22 protein-coding genes and 3 pseudogenes are annotated in these 21,118 nt (G+C 40.3%); 8 read left to right on the top strand and 17 right to left on the bottom strand.

Annotated features, from left to right (window positions below; all coding sequences use genetic code 11):
• Positions 1-1,481: 1,481 nt before the first annotated feature.
• From N39L_RS14520 to N39L_RS14475, 10 genes and pseudogenes are all read right to left on the bottom strand, one after another.
• A complete protein-coding gene (locus N39L_RS14520) occupies positions 1,482-1,841 on the bottom strand; it encodes a hypothetical protein (RefSeq protein ID WP_014275583.1) in 360 nt (119 codons plus the stop codon).
• Entirely contained in the window at positions 1,795-2,079 is a 285-nt protein-coding gene (locus N39L_RS14515) for a hypothetical protein (RefSeq protein ID WP_014275582.1), read from the bottom strand. The genes N39L_RS14520 and N39L_RS14515 overlap by 47 nt, the downstream gene beginning before the upstream one ends.
• 18 nt (positions 2,080-2,097) lie before the next feature.
• The gene (locus N39L_RS14510; protein ID WP_231852055.1) at positions 2,098-2,376 is read right to left on the bottom strand and encodes a hypothetical protein; all 279 of its coding nucleotides are present in this window, start codon (positions 2,374-2,376) and stop codon (positions 2,098-2,100) included.
• A gap of 62 nt (positions 2,377-2,438) precedes the next feature.
• Entirely contained in the window at positions 2,439-2,660 is a 222-nt protein-coding gene (locus N39L_RS14505) for a hypothetical protein (protein ID WP_014275580.1), read from the bottom strand.
• Between the two features lie 12 nt (positions 2,661-2,672).
• Positions 2,673-3,251, bottom strand: coding sequence for a hypothetical protein (locus N39L_RS14500; protein WP_014275579.1), 579 nt, complete (start codon positions 3,249-3,251; stop codon positions 2,673-2,675).
• Entirely contained in the window at positions 3,248-3,868 is a 621-nt protein-coding gene (locus N39L_RS14495; RefSeq protein ID WP_014275578.1) for a hypothetical protein, read from the bottom strand. The genes N39L_RS14500 and N39L_RS14495 overlap by 4 nt, the downstream gene beginning before the upstream one ends.
• An 85-nt stretch (positions 3,869-3,953) precedes the next feature.
• Positions 3,954-4,343 (bottom strand): hypothetical protein, encoded by a 390-nt coding sequence (locus tag N39L_RS14490; protein WP_231851946.1) that lies wholly within the window; start codon positions 4,341-4,343, stop codon positions 3,954-3,956.
• Between the two features lie 289 nt (positions 4,344-4,632).
• On the bottom strand, positions 4,633-4,998 hold the full coding sequence (locus N39L_RS14485) for a hypothetical protein (protein WP_014275577.1): 366 nt from the start codon (positions 4,996-4,998) through the stop codon (positions 4,633-4,635).
• Positions 4,991-5,254: pseudogene (locus N39L_RS14480) on the bottom strand (PDDEXK family nuclease); the annotation flags it as partial. The gene N39L_RS14485 and the pseudogene N39L_RS14480, both read right to left, overlap by 8 nt.
• Positions 5,244-6,621 (bottom strand): annotated as a pseudogene (locus N39L_RS14475) (hypothetical protein); the annotation flags it as partial. The pseudogenes N39L_RS14475 and N39L_RS14480, both read right to left, overlap by 11 nt.
• Before the next feature lie 63 nt (positions 6,622-6,684).
• On the opposite strand from N39L_RS14475, the gene N39L_RS14470 reads away from it, so the two are divergent.
• From N39L_RS14470 to N39L_RS14435, 8 genes and pseudogenes are all read left to right on the top strand, one after another.
• Positions 6,685-7,482, top strand: coding sequence for a hypothetical protein (locus N39L_RS14470; RefSeq protein WP_014274437.1), 798 nt, complete (start codon positions 6,685-6,687; stop codon positions 7,480-7,482).
• Between the two features lie 26 nt (positions 7,483-7,508).
• On the top strand, positions 7,509-7,856 hold the full coding sequence (locus tag N39L_RS14465; protein WP_014274438.1) for a hypothetical protein: 348 nt from the start codon (positions 7,509-7,511) through the stop codon (positions 7,854-7,856).
• A 66-nt stretch (positions 7,857-7,922) separates the two neighbouring features.
• Positions 7,923-9,128 carry a hypothetical protein gene (locus tag N39L_RS14460; RefSeq protein WP_014275576.1) on the top strand — a complete coding sequence of 402 codons (1,206 nt, stop codon included), beginning with the start codon at positions 7,923-7,925 and terminating at the stop codon, positions 9,126-9,128.
• 173 nt (positions 9,129-9,301) lie between these two features.
• The gene (locus N39L_RS14455) at positions 9,302-10,018 is read left to right on the top strand and encodes a tail fiber domain-containing protein (RefSeq protein WP_014275575.1); all 717 of its coding nucleotides are present in this window, start codon (positions 9,302-9,304) and stop codon (positions 10,016-10,018) included.
• Positions 10,019-10,029: 11 nt separating this feature from the next.
• Complete coding sequence (locus tag N39L_RS14450) at positions 10,030-10,386, top strand: hypothetical protein (protein WP_014274198.1); 357 nt, start codon at positions 10,030-10,032, stop codon at positions 10,384-10,386.
• The gene (locus N39L_RS14445) at positions 10,387-10,641 is read left to right on the top strand and encodes a hypothetical protein (protein WP_014275319.1); all 255 of its coding nucleotides are present in this window, start codon (positions 10,387-10,389) and stop codon (positions 10,639-10,641) included.
• A gap of 876 nt (positions 10,642-11,517) precedes the next feature.
• Positions 11,518-12,516, top strand: a pseudogene (locus N39L_RS14440) (alpha-amylase family glycosyl hydrolase); the annotation flags it as partial.
• 28 nt (positions 12,517-12,544) lie between these two features.
• Complete coding sequence (locus tag N39L_RS14435; RefSeq protein WP_006616783.1) at positions 12,545-13,750, top strand: M20 family metallopeptidase; 1,206 nt, start codon at positions 12,545-12,547, stop codon at positions 13,748-13,750.
• Between the two features lie 36 nt (positions 13,751-13,786).
• Here N39L_RS14435 and N39L_RS14430 read toward each other — a convergent pair whose 3' ends face one another.
• The 7 genes from N39L_RS14430 to N39L_RS14400 form a co-directional block, all read right to left on the bottom strand.
• Entirely contained in the window at positions 13,787-14,374 is a 588-nt protein-coding gene (locus tag N39L_RS14430) for a hypothetical protein (RefSeq protein ID WP_006616784.1), read from the bottom strand.
• Between the two features lie 3 nt (positions 14,375-14,377).
• Entirely contained in the window at positions 14,378-14,620 is a 243-nt protein-coding gene (locus N39L_RS14425) for a TIGR02450 family Trp-rich protein (RefSeq protein ID WP_006616785.1), read from the bottom strand.
• Between the two features lie 76 nt (positions 14,621-14,696).
• On the bottom strand, positions 14,697-14,969 hold the full coding sequence (locus N39L_RS14420; RefSeq protein ID WP_006616786.1) for an FmdB family zinc ribbon protein: 273 nt from the start codon (positions 14,967-14,969) through the stop codon (positions 14,697-14,699).
• Positions 14,970-15,037: 68 nt separating this feature from the next.
• On the bottom strand, positions 15,038-16,225 hold the full coding sequence (gene fmdA, locus N39L_RS14415) for a formamidase (protein WP_006616787.1): 1,188 nt from the start codon (positions 16,223-16,225) through the stop codon (positions 15,038-15,040).
• 513 nt (positions 16,226-16,738) lie between these two features.
• Positions 16,739-17,314, bottom strand: a complete 576-nt coding sequence (locus N39L_RS14410) for a hypothetical protein (protein ID WP_014275572.1) — start codon at positions 17,312-17,314, stop codon at positions 16,739-16,741.
• A 28-nt stretch (positions 17,315-17,342) separates the two neighbouring features.
• Complete coding sequence (locus N39L_RS14405) at positions 17,343-17,471, bottom strand: hypothetical protein (RefSeq protein WP_286131370.1); 129 nt, start codon at positions 17,469-17,471, stop codon at positions 17,343-17,345.
• A 160-nt stretch (positions 17,472-17,631) separates the two neighbouring features.
• Positions 17,632-20,811: a T9SS type A sorting domain-containing protein gene (locus N39L_RS14400; RefSeq protein ID WP_014275571.1), complete on the bottom strand. Its 3,180-nt coding sequence runs from the start codon at positions 20,809-20,811 to the stop codon at positions 17,632-17,634.
• Positions 20,812-21,118: the final 307 nt, after the last annotated feature.

Here is a 21,118-nt window from a genome sequence, read left to right as displayed (position 1 = left end):
CCCTGGATTAAACCCTAGGGGTTATTTTATGGCTACAGATTGATGGATCCTGCTATGGTTTTGAGTAACACCTAAGTAACGGTAGAATAGGGGTTGTAGGCTATGTAGACGCTTGACTACCATCCAGAACCATTTAACTTAAACCCTTATCCTGACAGCGATAGCGGGTTATTGCTCAACCCCTATATCCTATCGAGTTACTCAGATATTACTCACAATCTAGTCCTAGCACAGGAAAATAATTCTGTCAATAGGTTGATTACTCAGTCAACAAGCATAACCTAGGGGAACTGTCAAATACCCATACCACCCCCCAACCAAACACCGATAGGGTAACTCCCTTGTGATACCCGTCAATGGCAAGCCTATCGGTTCGTTCCTCACCATTGACTGCTATCACGTCGGTCGCACCCCCAAGAGTGTTTGTTTCGGTTGGGGGGAGGGTATGATTCAAAGTCAACACGATAGCCGTAGGTAGCCGTAGGGGGAACCCACTAGGTTATCAATGTACAACGATACTCCTATCAATGTACAAAGATATTAGGCTGCCTATCCGGTTATCTATGGGAGTCAGATTATTGGGGAAATATTGGGGAGCCTACTCGCTACCAACAAAATGCGATCGCATAATCTGAACTATCATCTACCGGAACCAACCCGATACCCCTAAACAACTTTTCAACTGGTAACTTGTTTCGTCATCTCTCGCTGATACCTACATAATCCTAGACAATTGCTTTACCAGCGACATCGGTTATCCACATAATCCTAGAGAATTGATTCTCCATCGAAACCGATACCTACATACCGCTAGACAAGTCTCCAATTTTTGGTGGTAATCATCCCGTGCGGAACCCAGTACCCCTAATAAAGCACTAAGCCAAAATCTTAACCCGTCTATTGTGGGTAAACTAGGGGGGTAAGCATATAAATAATTTTAGGGTATCTAAAATAGGGTATCTAAAAAATTTATACACGCACCCCCTACCACGCTAGGACATGAGGGGGTAAGCATATAAATAATTTTAGGGTATCTAAAATAGGGTATCTAAAAAATTTATACACGCACCCCCTACCACGCTAGGACATGAGGGGGTAAGCATATAAATAATTTTAGGGTATCTAAAATAGGGTATCTAAAAAATTTATACACGCACCCCCTACCACGCTAGGACATGAGGGGGTAAGCATATAAATAATTTTAGGGTATCTAAAATAGGGTATCTAAAAAATTTATACACGCACCCCCTACCACGCTAGGACATGAGGGGGTAAGCATATAAATAATTTTAGGGTATCTAAAATAGGGTATCTAAAAAATTTATACACGCACCCCCTACCACGCTAGGACATGAGGGGGTAAGCATATAAATAATTTTAGGGTATCTAAAATAGGGTATCTAAAAAATTTATACACGCACCCCCTACCACGCTAGGACATGATAGGGGGCCATTTAAGTTATTGGGTTAGGTGTTAGGTGTTAGGTCGTTCTGCACTTAGCAATCATAGCGTTAGCTACGTCTATTAACTTGTCCAAAGTAACTTGGTCAGATTTTCCAACGTAAATGTGATGATTGACGCTACCATCCCACCCTTTGAGGTTCCAGTAGGTAAAACCATTAATTGAGAGTTTTTTGCACAACGTAAATCGTTTACCATTAACCTCCACTGAAAAGGATTTATGGGTTTCTAGGTATTTAAACCATTCTAAAGAACCTACTTCAATACAGATATTACCATGACCTACCAGAAACCCTTTGTAAGACCCTGTTAGTGTGACTACCGGGAGTAGCTTAGGCATGAAAATCACCTCCCAGTAGGATATCGCTGTTATAACCATTAAGGTTGAAATCAGAGGCAATAATGCCTGGTTGAGGTTGAGAGATAATTGGATACTGAGATTCTACCCATTTCTCGTGTACCATCATAAAATCAACAGCGGCGTTATGAGATATTTCGGCTAATGTCACCCTAGTATCCTGATTGGAATAGGAGATATCTCGTGACATCATTTGAATGTAAATCTCCCTAGCCATTTCTGCAATAACCATCATTTTTTCTTGTTCAAACTCATTCATGGCTTTATTTCCTATTGATTAATTGAACTTGTGATCATCATTATCGGGGTGATTTTGATTATTGTTGTGTTCTGTAATTTTTGCATTAAGCAAGGCTTCAATGCCTTTGAGTAACTCGATTTCCGCGTTTAAAAAATGCCTGTGGATTTGAATAAATTCGACAATTTCGTCGAATTGTTCAGATGTGATAGCAAGTTCTACTAAGTCAAGTAATCCTACAACGTTAGGATTTAATCGATTACTCATGTAGCTATATTCTACTACGTTTAATCCGGGTGTACTTAATTTGATTGACATGGTTTTATCCTTTGATAGTGGTTAAGTTGTGATAGTTTAACGTCATTTCGGACGAGTTTAAATTATTCGATTTTGGTTAGTAAATGCTTAATATAATTAAGCTGTTTGAGCGATAATTGTTTTTTCGCGTCTGCTAAGGATAACTCAACCTCGCAATCATCTAGTATTGAAATTAACGTTTCCTTAGCGTCTTCTTTATTAGCGTTGTAGACTGTACTATCTACCATTTGTTTAAATGTTTTAAACCTTGCCTTTATAATGGCATTTGTGTTGGTTTGAGTCATTTTTTTGGTCTCCTATATGATGTGTTTCCAAACATTTTTGCCGTTCTGATTAATCATATTATATCCTCTATTTTTCATTAGATTAGTCAACTCTGAAACATTAACGCGACTATCAAGATATCCATCTGTTTTAGCTCTCTCAATGGCTTCTTTTAACGCTTTCGGGTCGATATCAGTTACAACCTCGGTTAACTCAGGACATCCCGCGTTAATTGCCTGGTTGTTTTGTTTCATTTTTGCCTCAATACTTTGAGTGATAAAACTGTCTAAAAATTGTTCAGTACCTGATGATATAGTCAAGATTTTTTCATTAACAAAATCCCAGTAATCATTGAAGCGTTTAATTGATTCATTGATAGATAATTGATAAATCAATGAATGAGTGACAATAATTTCACTTGATAACCTAGCGTTAATGATATCTTTTTTGTGTTTCTGTAGTTGTTTTTTGACCTTGCTGTATTGATTGCAGTTATCGATATTTCTCCAGAAAATTTCTAATTGAGATGATAATTTATCAAGCGTAATATCCTCTACATCGTTTAAATCACTTAACTCGTAACTATTCCCCCTATATTCCTCTGATGTCATAGTCTCTTTTTAAACCATATAGGAAACATCCGTCTTTTGAGTTCGTTTAACTCCCAAAATGTCCACAATGGATGTATTGAATTAATCACCTTTAAAGCGAAAGCATTAAAAATCATGTTAGTTCCCGGTGTCTGACTACTGATGGTTATTCGGCTATTTTTGCGGTTTAACACCTTGAAAAGCGATAACATATTCTCATTTTCAATTAATAAGCTAGGGGTGATATCTTCCCATACCAATATAAAATTTTTCTCAAATTCACATTGAAGGGGGTCATAAAATCGTTCATGTTGTATCTTGTTTCTCAGTGAAGCGAAAGTGCTATTAGCAAGCACCGAGGTTGTCTTGTATAGTTCAGATGCTACGGTAGCTACCTGTGACTTTCCAGTACCGCTAGACCCCCAAAGGAACAGGATACCAGCGGTAGACATTAACGTTACTGGAGACGCTATAAACGAGGCGATAATTGGAAACTGAATATCAGGATATGGTAGAACACAGACAGCCCGTAAAACAGACTCTAATTGCTCACCCAGGTTGCCTTCTGTGATTATTTCTTCTAGTTCAGATGACATCTGACTTCTAATTAGTCTATAATCAATATAGTCCTCAGACATGGTAGTAACCTCTTATCGCTCTTGACTTGTTGACATGGTATGGTAGTTATTCCCCCCTAAATATTTAGGGGGGATTTATTTGTGACTACATTAATCGCAGTAATTCAATTAATGCAATTAATACATTAGAATCAAGTTGTTTAACCTTGTTATAAAGACTCTCAAAGCTAGGGTCACAATCCAAAACCTTAGCCCCTTCTGTTAACCTTTCCTCGAAGGTTTTGTATTTTGCCTTTCCATTAAATCCTGCTTTATTTTTAGTTTTGGATTCAATGAAAGCGTCAATATCTCCGATTGAGTAAGTAGCGAAAGATTGATTGAATGGATTAATACATTCAATTTCTAAGATATTAGAAATATCAGAGTTTAAATTATCGTCTCCGATATTTCCCTCTAATATCCTGTCAGAAGGTCTGACTGATGATTGACTTAGATTTATTGTTGCTGTAAACATCACAGAACCGTCTGTAAGCATTGAGTCACTTTCGACTATTTTAAGCAATGCGAGTTCTGGAGATGTAGGGGTGTATTCTCGTTTTTTGCCGTTATATTCAGTCTCGTATTTTTCAATACAAAACCGTACAGCAATTAATTATTTATCACCTTTGGAATAACTCCAATCCCTATCATTGAAGTTAGAAAAATCCCCTGATACACCTTTCCCGAATATCCATAAATGAGGTGACTTAATTCGGAATTATGCATAATCAACAATTAGAAAGGTTGCCGTTTCACCGGGCTTAACTGCACTGCAATAACTAAATTTATCGTCCTGTTTTTTGCCGTAATATCCGATACTCATGATTAACTATCCTTTGATGATTGATTATGACGTTTGAAATTTTTTTACATACCTCCCAAAATTGAGGGTTACCAACAATTGATACTCGTAGGCTGCCTTCATTTGTCAACCTTGCTGTAGCGTGACCTCTGTAGTCCCCCCTAGGGCTATAACAACCCATATAGGAATAAGCTAAATCAAGGATTTCCTGGGTTTTATGTTCCTTTATAGGGGTTAGTATCCGGTAGGCTATTTGAGTGGTTTCTGACTCAAATAGGTGTGGGTTATAGGTGGTGTTTATTAACTCACCGTCAATAGAAAATAACCCCTTGTAGTGTAGTTTATTCATTGTTTACCCTTGGAATCTCTAAGTTTTTCAAAAGCCCCTTAAACTCGTCGATATTGATAAATGAGATGCCTTGCCATCGGTAGGATGTCCCCCTTATAACAAACCAACACTGATTGACTAAACCAGGATTAAGGTACTGCAATAACTGCATTTTTAGCTTAAATGAATCAGTTAATACTCCCTTAACTTCGATGTAACGATTAAAGAACGGACTATAAAAGTCGGGGGTCCAGGTGATATTTTTCCAAGGTTTCTGGCAATGTGTTTATTCGTTTAATTCTGTTCTCTGGATTATCAGCATTAACCGTTATTTTTTCCGGCATTTCAGCCGGAAAGTATTCAGGGTCTAGGAACTCGTAAATCCTTCTAATCATTCCACAGCATTCTTCATTCATGTCTGTCTGGTATTGTGATTTGACGAACGTTGTTTTCTGGCGGCAAATAATCTTTATCTTCAGACAGAATCCATAGTTTATAGCTATAATTACGGGTGTTCTCCCAAATTCGTGTACCGTCTAAGGAGGTGTAGTTTAATCTAGTACTCGTAGGAAATACTGGATACCAGTATGTATTTTCATACCACCTACCTCGATAGGCATTCGAAAATATGTCAGACTCATATTCGTAGTATGATTGATGACCTCTATCAGCATATGGAACTTCCCATAAATGTATATACTCTAACATTGCTTCCGGGTCTTTAGTCCAAACAGTTGTTACGTCTGTCCAGGTTGTGGTTGGAGTTAAACGGTAAAAGATAGACCCGAATAATGGACTAATACTAAGCCTATTTGGACCACGACATGAAGCGTTATATTCAGAGTTATAAAAACTATTAAATGAAACATTTTCACAACCTGAATTCATATAGTAAGGTTTTAACGGGTATAACTTACGATGTTTAACATAATCATTATGTACAATTATCGGCTCTTCGTAATTGTACTCTGAATCATTCCATGATTCTTCCCACTCTATAAACACATCTAATCCAATCTTATTAAGTCTAAAATTTGACGTTGTTGATTCCTGCTTTCTCCACCAATGCCTATTAATACTAGATGTTCCACTGCTAAGTCTACTATTTACTATTTGAGCAAAAATCATTAAATGCCATTTATCATTATTTTTAACAGGATAATCACGAGGGTCTGGCATTTCGTTCCCCGGTTTTGGTGGCCGCCTTCCTTTATCATCATCTACCTCGTCACCGCTATTAGGACCGCCAAAACCTCTACCAGCGCCACCCTTTCCCCTAGGTTTTTTTCCTCCCTTTGGTTCATCTCTTTTTGGGGGTTCCTCGTCTACTCGTCGTGTGTCATCATCTACTCGTCGTGCCTCGTCTTCTCTTTTCCACCTACCATGGTCTTCTGGGTTAATTCCACGCGGCACTCTGGTAATTGGGTCCCAAGGATTTACTAATCCGGGAACACCTCCTCTATCTCTTTCCCTTGCATACGGTAAACCCCTACCAAAGTCCATTGTTGAAGATGTTTGGTCACCTAAATCTCCTGCTAAACCTGAACTTACACCGCCTGACCTACCAACCCCGCCTGACCTACCAATATTCCTGGGTGTGCTTGACCTAATAGTATCTTTAATTTTTATAGTGTCTCTAACCATTTAAATAATCGCATTAAAGTAGTAATATTATACTAACAAATAATTTATTAATAGGTGGTTAAAATGGTGAGAGGTGTTAAAAATATCACGGCTAATATCAACGCTGCTAACTGGAGTAACGCCATAGAGTTATTTAACGGGACTACTTTAGAATCATTAATAACAGAAAGATATAAATATGATATCGGTATTTACAGCTATATATCATCGTTAAACGCTAGATGTTACACTCCCAGTATTGCACAATCACAAATCCCCAAAATTTACCCGGAAGATAGCTATTACCAACGGTGGGAAAAAAAACAGGAAGTGTTGCAGGAAGCGGTAGATTTACAAATATTTTATGGGAATATGGCAACAGAAAACGGGTTAAATTTAGGGATTGTCAAATTGCCATATTATGGAGGCATTCACACCGAAAACCTGTTAATTGAATTAATCACTAATCAAAACGAAGGTTTAGCAATTGATAGCAACTCAATAGTTAAAGCTAGGTGTTTAACTCAGTTACATAACAATGATTCTATTAATATTTTGGGCATGGCTGAATATCAACTCGATACAGTTCCTAAAACCCCTACATTGACACAACCCGAAAATTTTGGGGTGACAATAGGCAATACCCCCACATTAGTTAGACCCTCAAATATTAATCGGTATAGGTTGCACTTACAAAACGTAGGTTCTGTAGGGGTATGGTTTTGTCACGGTGATATCAGTAACTGTGTACCTTATCAATGCCTATATTTACCTCCTAACGCTGGGTGGGATGATGAACTAAAATCAACAGCTTCTATCTATGCTATAACTGAGGATAGCGTAACCAATATTGTTGGGTTAGAACAAACAATAAATTGGTAAATTTTACTTTGATTTAGGAGTTTATTATGAGTTTCTCAGTTTATAGTTCTGTTGTCAATTTAGACACTCTAAATATGAGCAGTAAAATACCGGGAACTCCCGAAACTACCGCGATAAGTTTGACTGCTAACACTATCACGGAAGTTGTGCCTATCAATGCTACCAGTAACGGTAGAACGGTGTTTGTAAAGAATCGGTCAAATACCAATGTACATCTAATATTTGACCCTACAGGTGATAGCGTGTCAGACGCTGCATTTTCGGTTAAGCCAGGTGATACCATCTCAATAACGTGGGGTAGAACTGAGTTACAGGCGATAGCAGAATCTAGCGCTAGTATCAGCGTTACAATTATCGAATATATCAATATGTAATCATCAAATGAATGGCTAGTATTAAGTTATTAGCCATTTATTTGATTACTCAATATAGAGGCAGTTATGACTAATTTCAACATTTACTCTAGTAAGTTTGGGCAATCAACCGATGACTTGCCAGAAGGTGAAGTTAATCTGTATTTAACTAATGAACGGATACAAGCAGTTATTGACTCCAATACTAATTTAGTCAAATTAACTGAGTTAATTTGGAATAATATTATTAATAAACCTGGCACTTTCCCCCCATCTACTCATTCCCATAGCTGGACTGAAATAACGTCCAAACCGACAACGTTTACTCCTTCAAGTCATACACATACCATTGCTAATGTTACAGGACTTCAAAGTACATTAGACGGTAAAGAGCCTACTTTTACCAAAAATACAGCGTTTAACAAAAATTTTGGAACAACTACTGGAACTGTTACAGAAGGTAACGATGTCAGATTATCAAATGCTAGAACGCCAACTAGCCATACACATACCTTATCCCAAATAACAGATTCAGGTAATGTTGCTGCCATTGATACAAATGGTAGTACATCTAACTATTTACGCGGCGATGGTGTTTGGGTAACACCTCCTAATACAACCTATTCTGCGGGAACTGGCTTAACTTTAGTAGGAACTGAGTTTAGAAACACCGCCCCAAACGTATCCACCAACCTCTCTACAAGCACTACAAGCAATACGTTAACCGTTAACAGTTCTGATGGTACTAATGCTGTATTACCTGGTGCCACGACTGCGCTTGCGGGTCTAATGACGGGGGCAGATAAAACCAAGCTGGATGGGATTGCGGCAGGCGCACAAGTAAATGTAGCAACTAATTTAGGAGTAACAGCAGGAACAACAGCAGGTCCTGTAGTTACATCATCAACAGGAACTAATGTTACTTTACCTACAGCTAGTGCAACTAATTCAGGGATAATTACAACTGGGAATCAGACATGGACAGGAGTTAAAACATTTAATTCATTAATTACCGGGTCAATAAGTGGAAACGCCGGAACAGCAACAGCACTTCAAACTGCTAGAACAATTAATGGGACTTCGTTTAATGGTAGTGCCAATATAACAATAACTGCCAATACTCCTAATACATTAACAAATGGTACGGGATTAACTGGAAATAATTTTAATGGGAGTACTGCCCATGGGCGGTTGCTTATGGCACTACAGCAAACACAGCCTGTCAAGGTAATGATAGTAGATTATCTAACGCTAGGACTCCCACAACGCACACACATTCAAATATTACATTAACTGCAGGTGATGGTTGATCCGGAGGAGGAACTTTAGCAGCTAATAGAACAATTAATGTAGATTCAACTGTAGTTAGAACTACAGGTAATCAAACTTTAACAGGAATTAAAACATTTAACATAACAAATAATCCAGTAACTTTTGCAACTAATGAAAGTTTTCCTGATGGAAATATGCTTATTGATTTTAATGTTTGGAGGGGGTTTGACATCCGCCGGATAGGCTCTAGTGCTGGTTCGGCAAATTTAGTACTAAATAGTAGAGTTGGAGGAAATAGCTGGGCGTTTTCTTATCAGGGGAATTATTCTATGCAATTAGAAGCAGATAATAATCCTAGAGTATTTATATATCATGGTATTAATTTTCATCAAAGCGATGTTTGGCGAGGTGCTCCTGACAATAGATATTCAATACAATTATATAACGGGCAGACATATTTTATAAAGAGCTCAACTCTTTCATCATCTCGAGTACATACTAGATTTAGAGTAGGAGGCACAAATGTATCTTATATTAACGATAATGGAGACTACGTTAAAGGTAGCTCTGATCTTAAATTCAAAACACTTTTATCAAAACCAACTCTAGGGTTAAGCGAAATTAACGCATTGACAGTCACGTGGTTTAAGTATAATGAACTTGCAGCATTTCATGGCTTTAATCCAAGTACAGAACAATTTGGTTTAATTGCTCAAGAAGTACAAAATATATATCCTAACGCAGTTGAAGTGATTAAAAATGACCATACAGATAGTCCTGAAGTTGACGACAAAAAAATAGATTACTTAACAATCATGTATGATAAACTGATACCATTAGTGATTGCGGCAATTCAGGAATTATCAGAAAAAATCGACAAATTAGAAAATATGCTAAACACTCAACAATAAATTAACAGATAATGCCTAATGCACTTAATATATCAGAGAGTAACTGGTTTAAGGTTTATGAATTTAATTTTAGGATAGAAGATGATAGTACTCTACACGGTACTAAAAAATTGCCTGACATTTCTGGCAGTAAATTTGTTAGGATATTATTTGACGCTGACAGTGTACCCGTGTACTGGAAAATGGCAGGGTGGCTTAAATTCTATGCCTACAATGATGTGAAGCAGAATATGATGGTTAAAAAAGAGACTATATGGCTTAATGAATATCAAATAATTGAATCACCGCCGTACAGCAATTTTTACGCTTCATTTTCTCCACTAGAAAGAATTAAATGGTTTACACTTCATTTTTGGAAATTAATATAAATGAACTTGGTAATAGTTGAATTAGGGTTAATTATTGTCGCGATTATTCTCAGTACGTTCATTACGCATACAGGAAACTTACTTATTGAGAATAGGTTAGACGGTATCCAAAATAGCCTAAATTATTTGATTAGATATGTTAATGATTTTATGCCATCAACAGTTTGTAAAAAACAGTTAGAAGATAAAAAGCAATCACCCCCTCTTCCAATTAACAGAGATGATATTGATGATGATGGTTGGAGAAAACCCTAACACCTAACACCTAACCCAATAACTTAAATGGCCCCCTATGGTTTCTAACTGTAGGGGGTGCTTGCATATTTTTTGTTAACAGGAGTGCTGCAACAGGAGTGCTGGAAGTTTATATGAATGCTTGCCTCTAATTTACCCACAATAAACACCCTAAGCCAAAACCTTAACCCGTCTATTAGGGGTAATCATCCTGTGCGGAACCCAGTACCCCTATAAATTGGAGACTTGTCTAGCGGTATGTAGGTATCGGTTTCGATGGGGAATCAATTCCCTAGGATTATGTAGGTATCAGCGAGAGATGACGAAACAAGTTACCAGGTGAAAAGTTGTTTGGGGGTATCGGGTTGGTTCCGGTAGGAGATAGTTTAGATTATGCGATCGCATTTTGTTGGTAGCGAGTAGGCTCCCCAATATTTCCCCAATAATCTGACTCCCATAGATAACCGGATAGGCAGCCTAATATCTTTGTACATTGATAGGAGTATCGTTGTACATTGATAACCTAGTGGGTTCCCCCTACGGCTACCTACGGCTATCGTGTTGACTTTGAATCATACCCTCCCCCCAACCGAAACAAACACTCTTGGGGGTGCGACCGACGTGATAGCAGTCAATGGTGAGGAACGAACCGATAGGCTTGCCATTGACGGGTATCACAAGGGAGTTACCCTATCGGTGTTTGGTTGGGGGGTGGTATGGGTATTTGACAGTTCCCCTAGGTTATGCTTGTTGACTGAGTAATCAACCTATTGACAGAATTATTTTCCTGTGCTAGGACTAGATTGTGAGTAATATCTGAGTAACTCGATAGGATATAGGGGTTGAGCAATAACCCGCTATCGCTGTCAGGATAAGGGTTTAAGTTAAATGGTTCTGGATGGTAGTCAACCCGCCAATTATGTCGGTTGGATGAATAACCGGGCTTTACCAGAATTTAATCATGAGCACCCAGATGTGCGCGAATATATTATGGCGATCGCCGAATATTGGATTAACTTTGGTATAGACGGCTGGCGTTTAGACGTTCCTTTTGAAATAGAAACCCCCGGATTTTGGCAAGAATTTCGCAGTCGCGTCAAAGCCTGTAACCCAGAAGCCTATATCGTCGGAGAAGTGTGGACAGATGCCCGTCAGTGGCTCGATGGCAGCCAATTTGATGGAGTTATGAACTATCTATTTACCGGACCTACCATCGCCTTTACAGCCCAATCCAGAGTCCGTAGAGAATTAGTAGAAGCCCCTTCTTATTATCCCTATCCCCCCCTTTCCGCTGCCGAATATAGCCAGAAAATTCAGGAACTTCTCGCCCTCTATCCTTGGGAAATTCAACTCACCCAACTTAACCTACTTAATAGCCACGATGTCGCCCGTTTAATCACCATAGTTCAAGAAGATCAAGCCAGCGTTAAACTCGCCACCCTACTATTATTAACCTTCCCGGGCGCTCCCAGTATATATTATGGCGATGAAGTCGGTTTACCCGGAGAATTTGACCCCAATTGTCGTCGTGGTTTCCCACCTCAAGAACAATTGGATTTAGATATCCTAGAATATCATAAACATCTCATCACCCTGCGCCATAAATATCCCGCCCTGAGAATTGGCACTTATCAAGTTCTCCTCGCCCAAGATCTCCTTTATAGTTTTGCCAGAATTTTAACCACCAATTCCCCCGACAATCAGGAAGAATTAATCATCACAGTTAATAGTAGTCTAGAATCTGCTACAATTAATATACCAGTTCCTCAACTCACCACTAAACCTCAAAGAGTTGTCTATGGAAATTGTACCGCTCGCTGGCTTAATTTAGAGGGAGAGAATCATCTGGAACTCATATTACCCCCTCGCAGTGGTTGTATCCTAGCCAACCATTAAAACTCTGCCTGATCAGCCTATTATTACCATGAGTAAACATCAAAACTCCATCCTCAGCGAAATTAAAGACCTCACCAATTCCCTGTATCCCCGTTTAGTAGAAATTCGTCGTCACCTTCATGCACACCCAGAACTTAGCGGTCAAGAATATCAAACCTCTGCATATATAGCGGGGGTATTATCTTCCTGTGGTTTGCACGTTCAAGAAGCCGTAGGAAAAACCGGAGTAGTAGGGGAATTAAAAGGAACTGGTAACAATTATCAATGGTTAGCAATTCGTACTGATATGGATGCCCTCCCTATTCAGGAATTAACTAACCTAGAATATGCCTCTCGTCATCCCGGCGTAATGCACGCTTGTGGGCATGATGTACATACTACCGTAGGGTTAGGTACAGCTATGGTTTTATCACGCCTACAGGACTCGCTACCGGGCGCTGTGCGCTTCTTATTTCAACCGGCTGAGGAAATCGCTAGGGGTTCAACTTGGATGGTAGAAGATGGGGTAATGAATGACGTTATATCTATCTTGGGATTGCACGTTTTTCCGACTATCCCCGCTGGGTGTATTGGTATGAGAGTCGGGGCATTAACAGCGGCGGCGGATGATTTAGAATTGACAATTTTGGGAGAGTCTGGACATGGTGCGCGTCCCCATGAAGCCATTGATGCAATTTGGATTGCCGCCCAAGTAATTACAACTCTACAACAGGCAATTAGTCGCACTCATAACCCCCTGAGACCAGTGGTATTAACTATTGGGCAAATTACTGGCGGACGTGCTTCTAATGTGATTGCGGATCAGGTAAAATTATTGGGAACAGTGCGATCGCTTCATCAATCAACCTATGAAACTTTACCCGCATGGATTGAGAACATAGTAGCTAATGTTTGCCAAACCTATGGCGCTAAGTATCAAATGAACTATCGCCGAGGTGTTCCCAGTGTCCAGAATGATCCAGCCTTAACTCAATTAATCGAAGCCTCCGTTAGGGAAGCCTGGGGAAATGAAAGTTTAGAAATTCTCCCAGAGCCTTCTCTTGGTGCCGAAGATTTTTCGGTGTATTTAAATCATGCACCCGGCGCAATGTTTCGCCTAGGAATCGGACACCGAGACCAGCCCAATTATCCCCTACATCACCCTAAGTTTCAGGTAGATGAATCAGCAATTAAGACCGGAGTAGTTAGCCTAGCTTATTCAGCTTATCAGTTTTGGCAAAAGCGTTGTCAATAACACCATTGCCACCAATTTACCTATGGTCTGTTTTGATTATTCATCCTGGGGTGATGGATGTTCTAGAGCCTGTTTCGCCTGTTTGATTTTCTCAAATAAGGTAGCACGCGATCGCACAGATTTCTCCATAATTAAGCGATCGATGCCATACTTAGCCTTGAGTTGATCTCGAACCTCCTTAGATACAGGTTCAGGCGACCCCTTAAAGTCCTCCGCCGTATATACTGGAAGCCGCGACCCCAAAACTTCAATAGGCATATCAGGAAGTCTAACCAAAAAATAATCCCGTCGCCTGCGAATAGTTTGGGCGCGGTTTTCCATTTCCGTCAGAATTGCCATCACCTGAGACAAATCATGAGATACCATCGCCATTTGTACCTCAACATCTCCCAGGGGAATCTTTAAAGCCTGTGCCCTTTCTAACACATCTGGCGGTAAATGTTCCAAGCTAGGGGGGTTAATCGCCGCCTCCAGATAGGCGAGAGTATTTCTGATACTCTCCTCAACTTCCCTAACCCGTAGAATTTTAGCCTGTTCGGGAGGAACATGATCAACCATATTCTGTAGTTCACTGGTGGCAGTTTCTAATTGAGCGATCGCCTGTTGAATATAGCTATAATCCATATATCAATCTCCATCATCAAGTTCTTGGGTAGACTGCCACCCAGGTTCCCACAGATTACGATCTTTAAGCTGTTTAGCATTCAACCAAAATCTAACTGTCGGGTCACAGGAAGCCACCAACTCCGCAAAAACCAACTGACCCTGATTTTTACGGTTAACCACCTGAAAATGTCGCCATCCCCAAGTTTTTTGGGTAGCCGTCCATTTAGAACCCACCAGATAGGGAAATTTTGTCTTTTTCGGCATTACCAGTCAATATTCTTAATTCCTGATTGTGCCATAAATTTTCACCAGACAACAGCCCACCCACACAGAATATAATTCAACCGTGACCTATCATCCAAGGGCGATCGCACCTACTTTGTTTATATCGGGGAGATGATGGTTGGCGATCGCTTTTCACCAATTTGGGTTCTTTACTTTCTCCCCGTCGCCAACTTAACCCCCTCGAATTCAAATTAATATTGGGCGGCGAAAATATTTTTTCACTTTTATGTTGACATTGAGGACAGGAAACCGGAGTTCCCACCTCCGCCAGAGTCTGCCATTTTTCAAACTCTCCGCAATTAGCACAACGAAATTCATACAGTGGCATTTTCCTCATTCTCCCTATCCTATCTAACTCCCCCCAGTTCCTACTGACTAGGGGTGATAATTACACTACTAAGTTGGCAAAATATTGCGATCAAAAATCTCCGTTGGTATCGCCACCGTACAACAAGCATTCGGAATATCCACAATACCACTAATTCGACCTTCTACCGGGGCTGAACTCAATAGCAAATAAGCCTGTTCTCCCGTAAATCCAAACTTTTGTAAATATGCGATCGCATTCAAACAAGCCCGACGATAGGAAACATGAGCATCCAAATAATACTGTTTCCCAGTAAACTCATCCACCGAAATCCCCTCAAATATCAAATACTCCGAATAGCGAGGTTCTACCGGACCAGGTTTAAAAATCGGATTCACCATTGCATACTTTTCCACCCCCCCTTTAATCAGATCAACATGGAGGTCGATATATCCCGACATTTCAATAGCGCCACAAAACGAAATTTCCCCATCTCCCTGGGAAAAATGAATATCTCCCATAGACAATTTCGCCCCCTCTACATACACCGGAAAATAAATCCGCGACCCCCGCGACAAATTCTTAATATCGCAGTTTCCGCCATGTTCCCGAGGTGGAACCGTCCGCGCCGCTTCCGCCGCCACCCGCTCAAATTCCGACCCAGTTAATGTTCCCAAAACCGCATTTTCTGGGTTTGGTAAAGCCGCCAGAGGTGGAATTTCTGGTTTCCAAACCGGACCCCCTGTTTCTACTAATTCCCTTTCCCGTTTATTCCACTGCATCAACAGTTCATAGGAAGGCGCACAGCCAATTAATCCAGGGTGAGTAATACCCGCAAAACGTACTCCCGGAATATGGCGAGAACTCGTATAAATTCCCTGTAAATCCCAAATAGCTTTAGCTGCATTCGGAAAATGATCAGTTAGAAAACCACCCCCATTTTCCCGCGCAAAAATTCCCGTAAAGCCCCATTCATCTCCCTGTAATGCACCAATATCCAGAATATCTACAACTAAAATATCTCCTGGTTGAGCACCGTTTACATAAATCGGCCCACTGAGAACGTGAACCACACTTAGATCTACATCTCGAACGTCGTCGGGACTATCATTATTTTGGATTTGTCCGTCTGTCCAGTCCTTGCATTCAATCCGAAAAATGTCTCCCGGATTAACAGAAACCACCGCAGGAATGTCTGGATGCCAGCGATTATGTCCCGGCATTTCTTGTTCCGACATTGGTTTAGTTAGATCAACTTTAAATAGTGTTTGCGGCATTTTTTTCCTGATTACCCTTCATCATGATGGTTTTTTAATCAACAAAACTTAATGATTCAATTCTTTTTGAATCTTAGTCTCTCGATGTTAAGACATCTTCACCTATTCCCTAGATAACAAAATGTAATTTTAGATACAAAATATCAATTTATCTGGATACTTTTAATAATGATAATCATTCTCTAAAGCCTCAGAGCCAGCTATCTCAAACCTGCCCAAAGTTAGAGTTTCCTAAATCATGACAATATTGGAGTATAAAAAAAACCAAAAATTTACCGATTTTTTATTGACAAATCCCCCAGCTTGACCTATATTTATAGAGTGGGAATATGTGGCGAAATATATATGGCTTTTGGCTGCCTACTGTTTAAGTTCAACCCCGGCGAGTCATTACCCATACAATCGGGAATTGCAGTTAGCGACATTCCCACAACTGTCCTCAGCAAAAAGGGGGGAATTCATCAATTCCCCCCATATATTTATTTTCCAAGTCATCATTCCCATTTAAGATGATTACCGAGCAAAAACCCCCACCCCGTAATAGCAGGTTGAAGCATTACAGTTAGCCATTGTTACCTCAACCTTAAATCGACCATTCCATTTGGGGTCAACTTCTACCATTGGGTAGTCATCAAGCGCGGTATCAGAGTCAATCAGATTGTTATTTTCATCATAAAGTGATAAGTCTATATCTCGACAATCTTCATCACAAACACCGACCAGAACGTAAGATGAACCTGAATTTAAGTTCAGGTAGAGATAATCCTTTTGGTTATGACCGATATCACCTACATAGGGCTCATGACTAAGCTGATAACTCCCCGAAATTCCTAAAGCCACTCCTGCTTGCGTCAATTGTTGACGCACTTGTTGAACGAAGCGTCTATCTGAAGCAGCACCAGGTAGCCCCAGGGTAATCGCCATAGCAATGCTGATGGCTACAGTGCTGTAACTTGCCACATTACGTGATGGTTTGAATCTTAGTTTCATAGGGACTTGATTAAGTGTATAAGGTAGAGTAACTTGATTATATGCTCTCCCTCCAATTGGAAAGTAAAGACGGTGACTTTTTAATGAAAATTTAATCATTTTGGCTATGGTGAAGTAATCGCCAAACCTACACAGCCCCAGGGTCTTGATGCCAATTATTGACACAGTGATAAAATGCGATCGCTTTTCCCGTAGAACCTCCACCAGTACCCCCAGTTAGGGGAACCCCAAAAATCCCCCCATTTTCCCTTGACAAATCTCCGAACTTGACCTATAGTTAAACAATGGGAATCCGTGGCGGCATATATATGGCTTTTTTGGGGGCTATTTAGATGTCAAAGTCGGAGTAGTTCCGAAACCACCCCGACACCATTAATTAATCAACCAGGAAGTCTACTTAATCAGTTCTAGCCACTTCAAGCCAGACTCCCGACCCCCTCCACAAACTGAAAGATACTAGCATCTTCCAAGTTCAAACTCGTCACACCCTCAATAATACCGACGATTTTATCAGTCTCCCCAATTTGGTAAATAGCAGTAGCATTAGTAAATCCCTGGGGTAAATCCCCCATGCGATAGTTAGTAGCATCACCCAACAAAACCATCACATCTTGATTCATCTCCCAATCAGCCACCACAGTATAACCCTCACCGGGAAGCATCACAAAAGTATCATTTCCCTCTCCCCCATTCAACGTATCAATTCCCTCCGAACCCCCATATAATATATCATTCCCCTTATCACCAAACAACAGAGAATTACCCTCACCCGCCACTAGAGTATCATCACCTTGACCGCCATAGAGAGTATCACCAGAGTTACCACCAAACAGGATATCATCATCCTTATTTCCCAACAAAGCATCACGACCGGAACCCCCAACTAAAGTATCATTTCCCTGACCTCCAAATAGGGTATTATTTCCCTGGCGTGCATCCAGAAAATCATTACCTTTAAAACCTAGCAAAGTTTCATCATAATCACTACCCATAATCAAATCATCCCCATCACTACCAAACCACTGATTAGGGAAAGGTTGAGTAATTGAGTTATTAGCAGAAAGTGGCGGCGCTTCCGGTATAGCAGGTATCACCTCACCCACATCAACCAGTAAGTTAATCGGTGTCATCACTGGCGGTTCCGGTTCACTGAAAGTTTCCGTATCCTCAGAAGGCTCAGGAGAACTCACAGAAGCAAAACTCGGAAATTGAATCGGCACAAAAATCGGTTGTTCAAAGACTTCCGGTTCCTCAACAATAGGTTCCGATTCGGTTTCGGGTTCCTCAATAATAGGTTCAGTTTCCGGTTCAGTTTCCGGTTCCTCAACAATAGGTTCCGATTCGTTTTCCGGTTCCTCAACAATAGGTTCGGGTTCGGTTTCTGGTTCCTCAATAATAGGTTCAGTTTCTGGTTCGGTTTCGGGTTCCTCAACAATAGGTTCCGATTCGTTTTCCGGTTCCTCAATAATAGGTTCAGTTTCCGGTTCGTTTTCCGGTTCCTCAATAATAGGTTCCGATTCGTTTTCCGGTTCCTCAACAATAGGTTCAGTTTCCGATTCGTTTTCTGGTTCCTCAACAATAGGTTCTGGTTCTAGTTCGGGTAGCAGTTCAAATGCCCGGATTTCCATAGAATAGTTATAAGCATCAACTTCATCAACACCATATACGTGAACATGATAGGTTCCTGGTTCGAGTTCATTTAGGCTAATCAGATTTTCATTACCAGATTCAATCAGAACCCCTTCGGCATCATACAGGTCTAATTTTCCCCATTCATATATATTAGGATACAAACGCCAAATGTAGATTCTACCACTTAGTACTCCCGGCTGATTTATCTCAAACTTGAACCAGTCAGAATCACCCGAATGAATACTCAGACTAGACAAATCAATACTCGGCTGACCCGGAGAACTCCATTCATTTTCTGATAGGAAACCCAAATCTGTAGCCATTTCAATACTGTCATTGGGTTCAAAATCATCTGGAATCACTGCCATGGGAGGCTCAATGATTAGAGTATAGTCATGATTCGTTACTCCCTCATCTCCATAAACCTGAACATAGTAAGTTCCAGCGTCAAGTTCCTCTAAACTAATCCGTTCCCCATCATCAGTATTGGAAGTGTTAATCAAGACTCCTTCAGCATCATACAGGGCAAAATTCAGATAGTCACTAGAGTAGTAAGAGTGACTAACTGAGACATAATCACCTCTTCGTCCAAACCTATCTATCTCAAACTTAAACCAATCCGAGTCTACAGAGTGAATACTCAAGAGATTCCAGAAATAAGAGGGAGGATCAAATCCATGTGAGAATACAGAAGTCCACCAATCCTTTGACAAAAATCCCAAATCTGTGGCAGTTTCCATACTATCGTTAGGTTCAAACCTGTCTGGGAATGCCTCTAGGGAAGCCCGAATACTGATGCTATATTCAGGGTTAATTGCTCCGTCATTGCCATATACCTGGATATGGTAAGTGCCAGCTTCCAGTCCTTCTAGGCTGATCGAAGTACCACTGGTTGAATCTTCAATCAAGACTCCCTCAGCATCATACAGGGCAAAATCCAGGTTGTAGCCATAGTATGAGGAAGAGATTGAAACATAATCATAGTTTTCTCCAGTCTCAGTCATATTAAATTTCAACCAGTCTGAGTCTCCAGAGTGAATACTCATACCACTCCATGAACTAGGCGGGTATTCCTCCATTCCATACAAGTAATATTCATAAAATAAAAAGTCATTTTTTGGATATAAGCCTAAATCTGTGGCGGTTTCCAGACTATCGTTAGGTTCAAATTCATCTGGTTCATCTTCGGTCATAGTGATATCCCAGGGAACGTTAATAGAGAGACTGTATTCAGGATTAATAACGCCATCATCACCATAGACCTGAACATAGTAAGTTCCAGCTTCTTGTCCATCTAAACTAATTATAGACCCATTATAACCAATGGCAGTTGTTATCAAGACTCCCTCAGCATCATATAGGGACAAATTGATGGGTTCATAAGAGTAGGAGAAACTAATTGATACGGAATTATTCCATCTTCCGGTTTGAGCGATCGCAAACTTAAACCAGTCGGAGTCTTCAGCATGAATACTGAGACCAGACCAGGTATTATCTTCAGATAGCAACCCTAAATCTGTAGCTGTTTCCAGGCTATCATTTTGCTCAAATTCGTCTGGGGTCATCGTGATATCCCAGGGAGCATCGATCTCAAGCATATAGTTAGGGCTAGTGATGCCTTCATCTCCATAAACCTGGACATGGTAAGTGCCGGCTTCTAATCCTTCTAAACTCATCGAACCCTGAGCATCAATACTGTCACTGGAAGTCTCAATCAAGACTCCCTCAGCATCATACAGGGACAAATTTAGGTTTTCATAATCAGACCAAATTGATAAGTAATGATAATCTCTTCCGGTATTGGCGATCGCAAACTTAAACCAATCTAAGTCTCCATCATGAAGACTGAGGTTACCCCAAACATTCAATTCAGATAGCAACCCTAAATCTGTAGCGGTTTCCCGGCTATCATTGGGTTCAAATTCATCTATTAGAATGATATTGTTGACAGTTTCATTAGGCATTTTAATTTCTCCATGAAACGAAATGTATTGAATACCTATTCATCCCCTCAATCAAAGTGATGGGGAGATTAGGGAAATCGGACATGACAAACCAGACTCAAGATTTCCTTAAACTCCCACCTTGAGTCACGTTTTTTTATATAGATTCAACCCTTGGTTTCTTTGCTGTTAGCCTGAGATGTGGGAGGTATTGATTCACCCCCACCCATAACCCAAGAGGGTTCCGACTTCGATCGCTGTTTCTCTACTTGTCTCTCAAAAGCACGCCGTCTACCAAATTGGTTTGATTATCAGTAGATTAGCTTGA

Source organism: Limnospira platensis NIES-39 (assembly GCF_026000695.1).
Taxonomy (GTDB): Bacteria; Cyanobacteriota; Cyanobacteriia; order Cyanobacteriales; family Microcoleaceae; genus Limnospira; species Limnospira platensis.
This window is presented reverse-complemented; position numbering and strand designations above follow the sequence as displayed.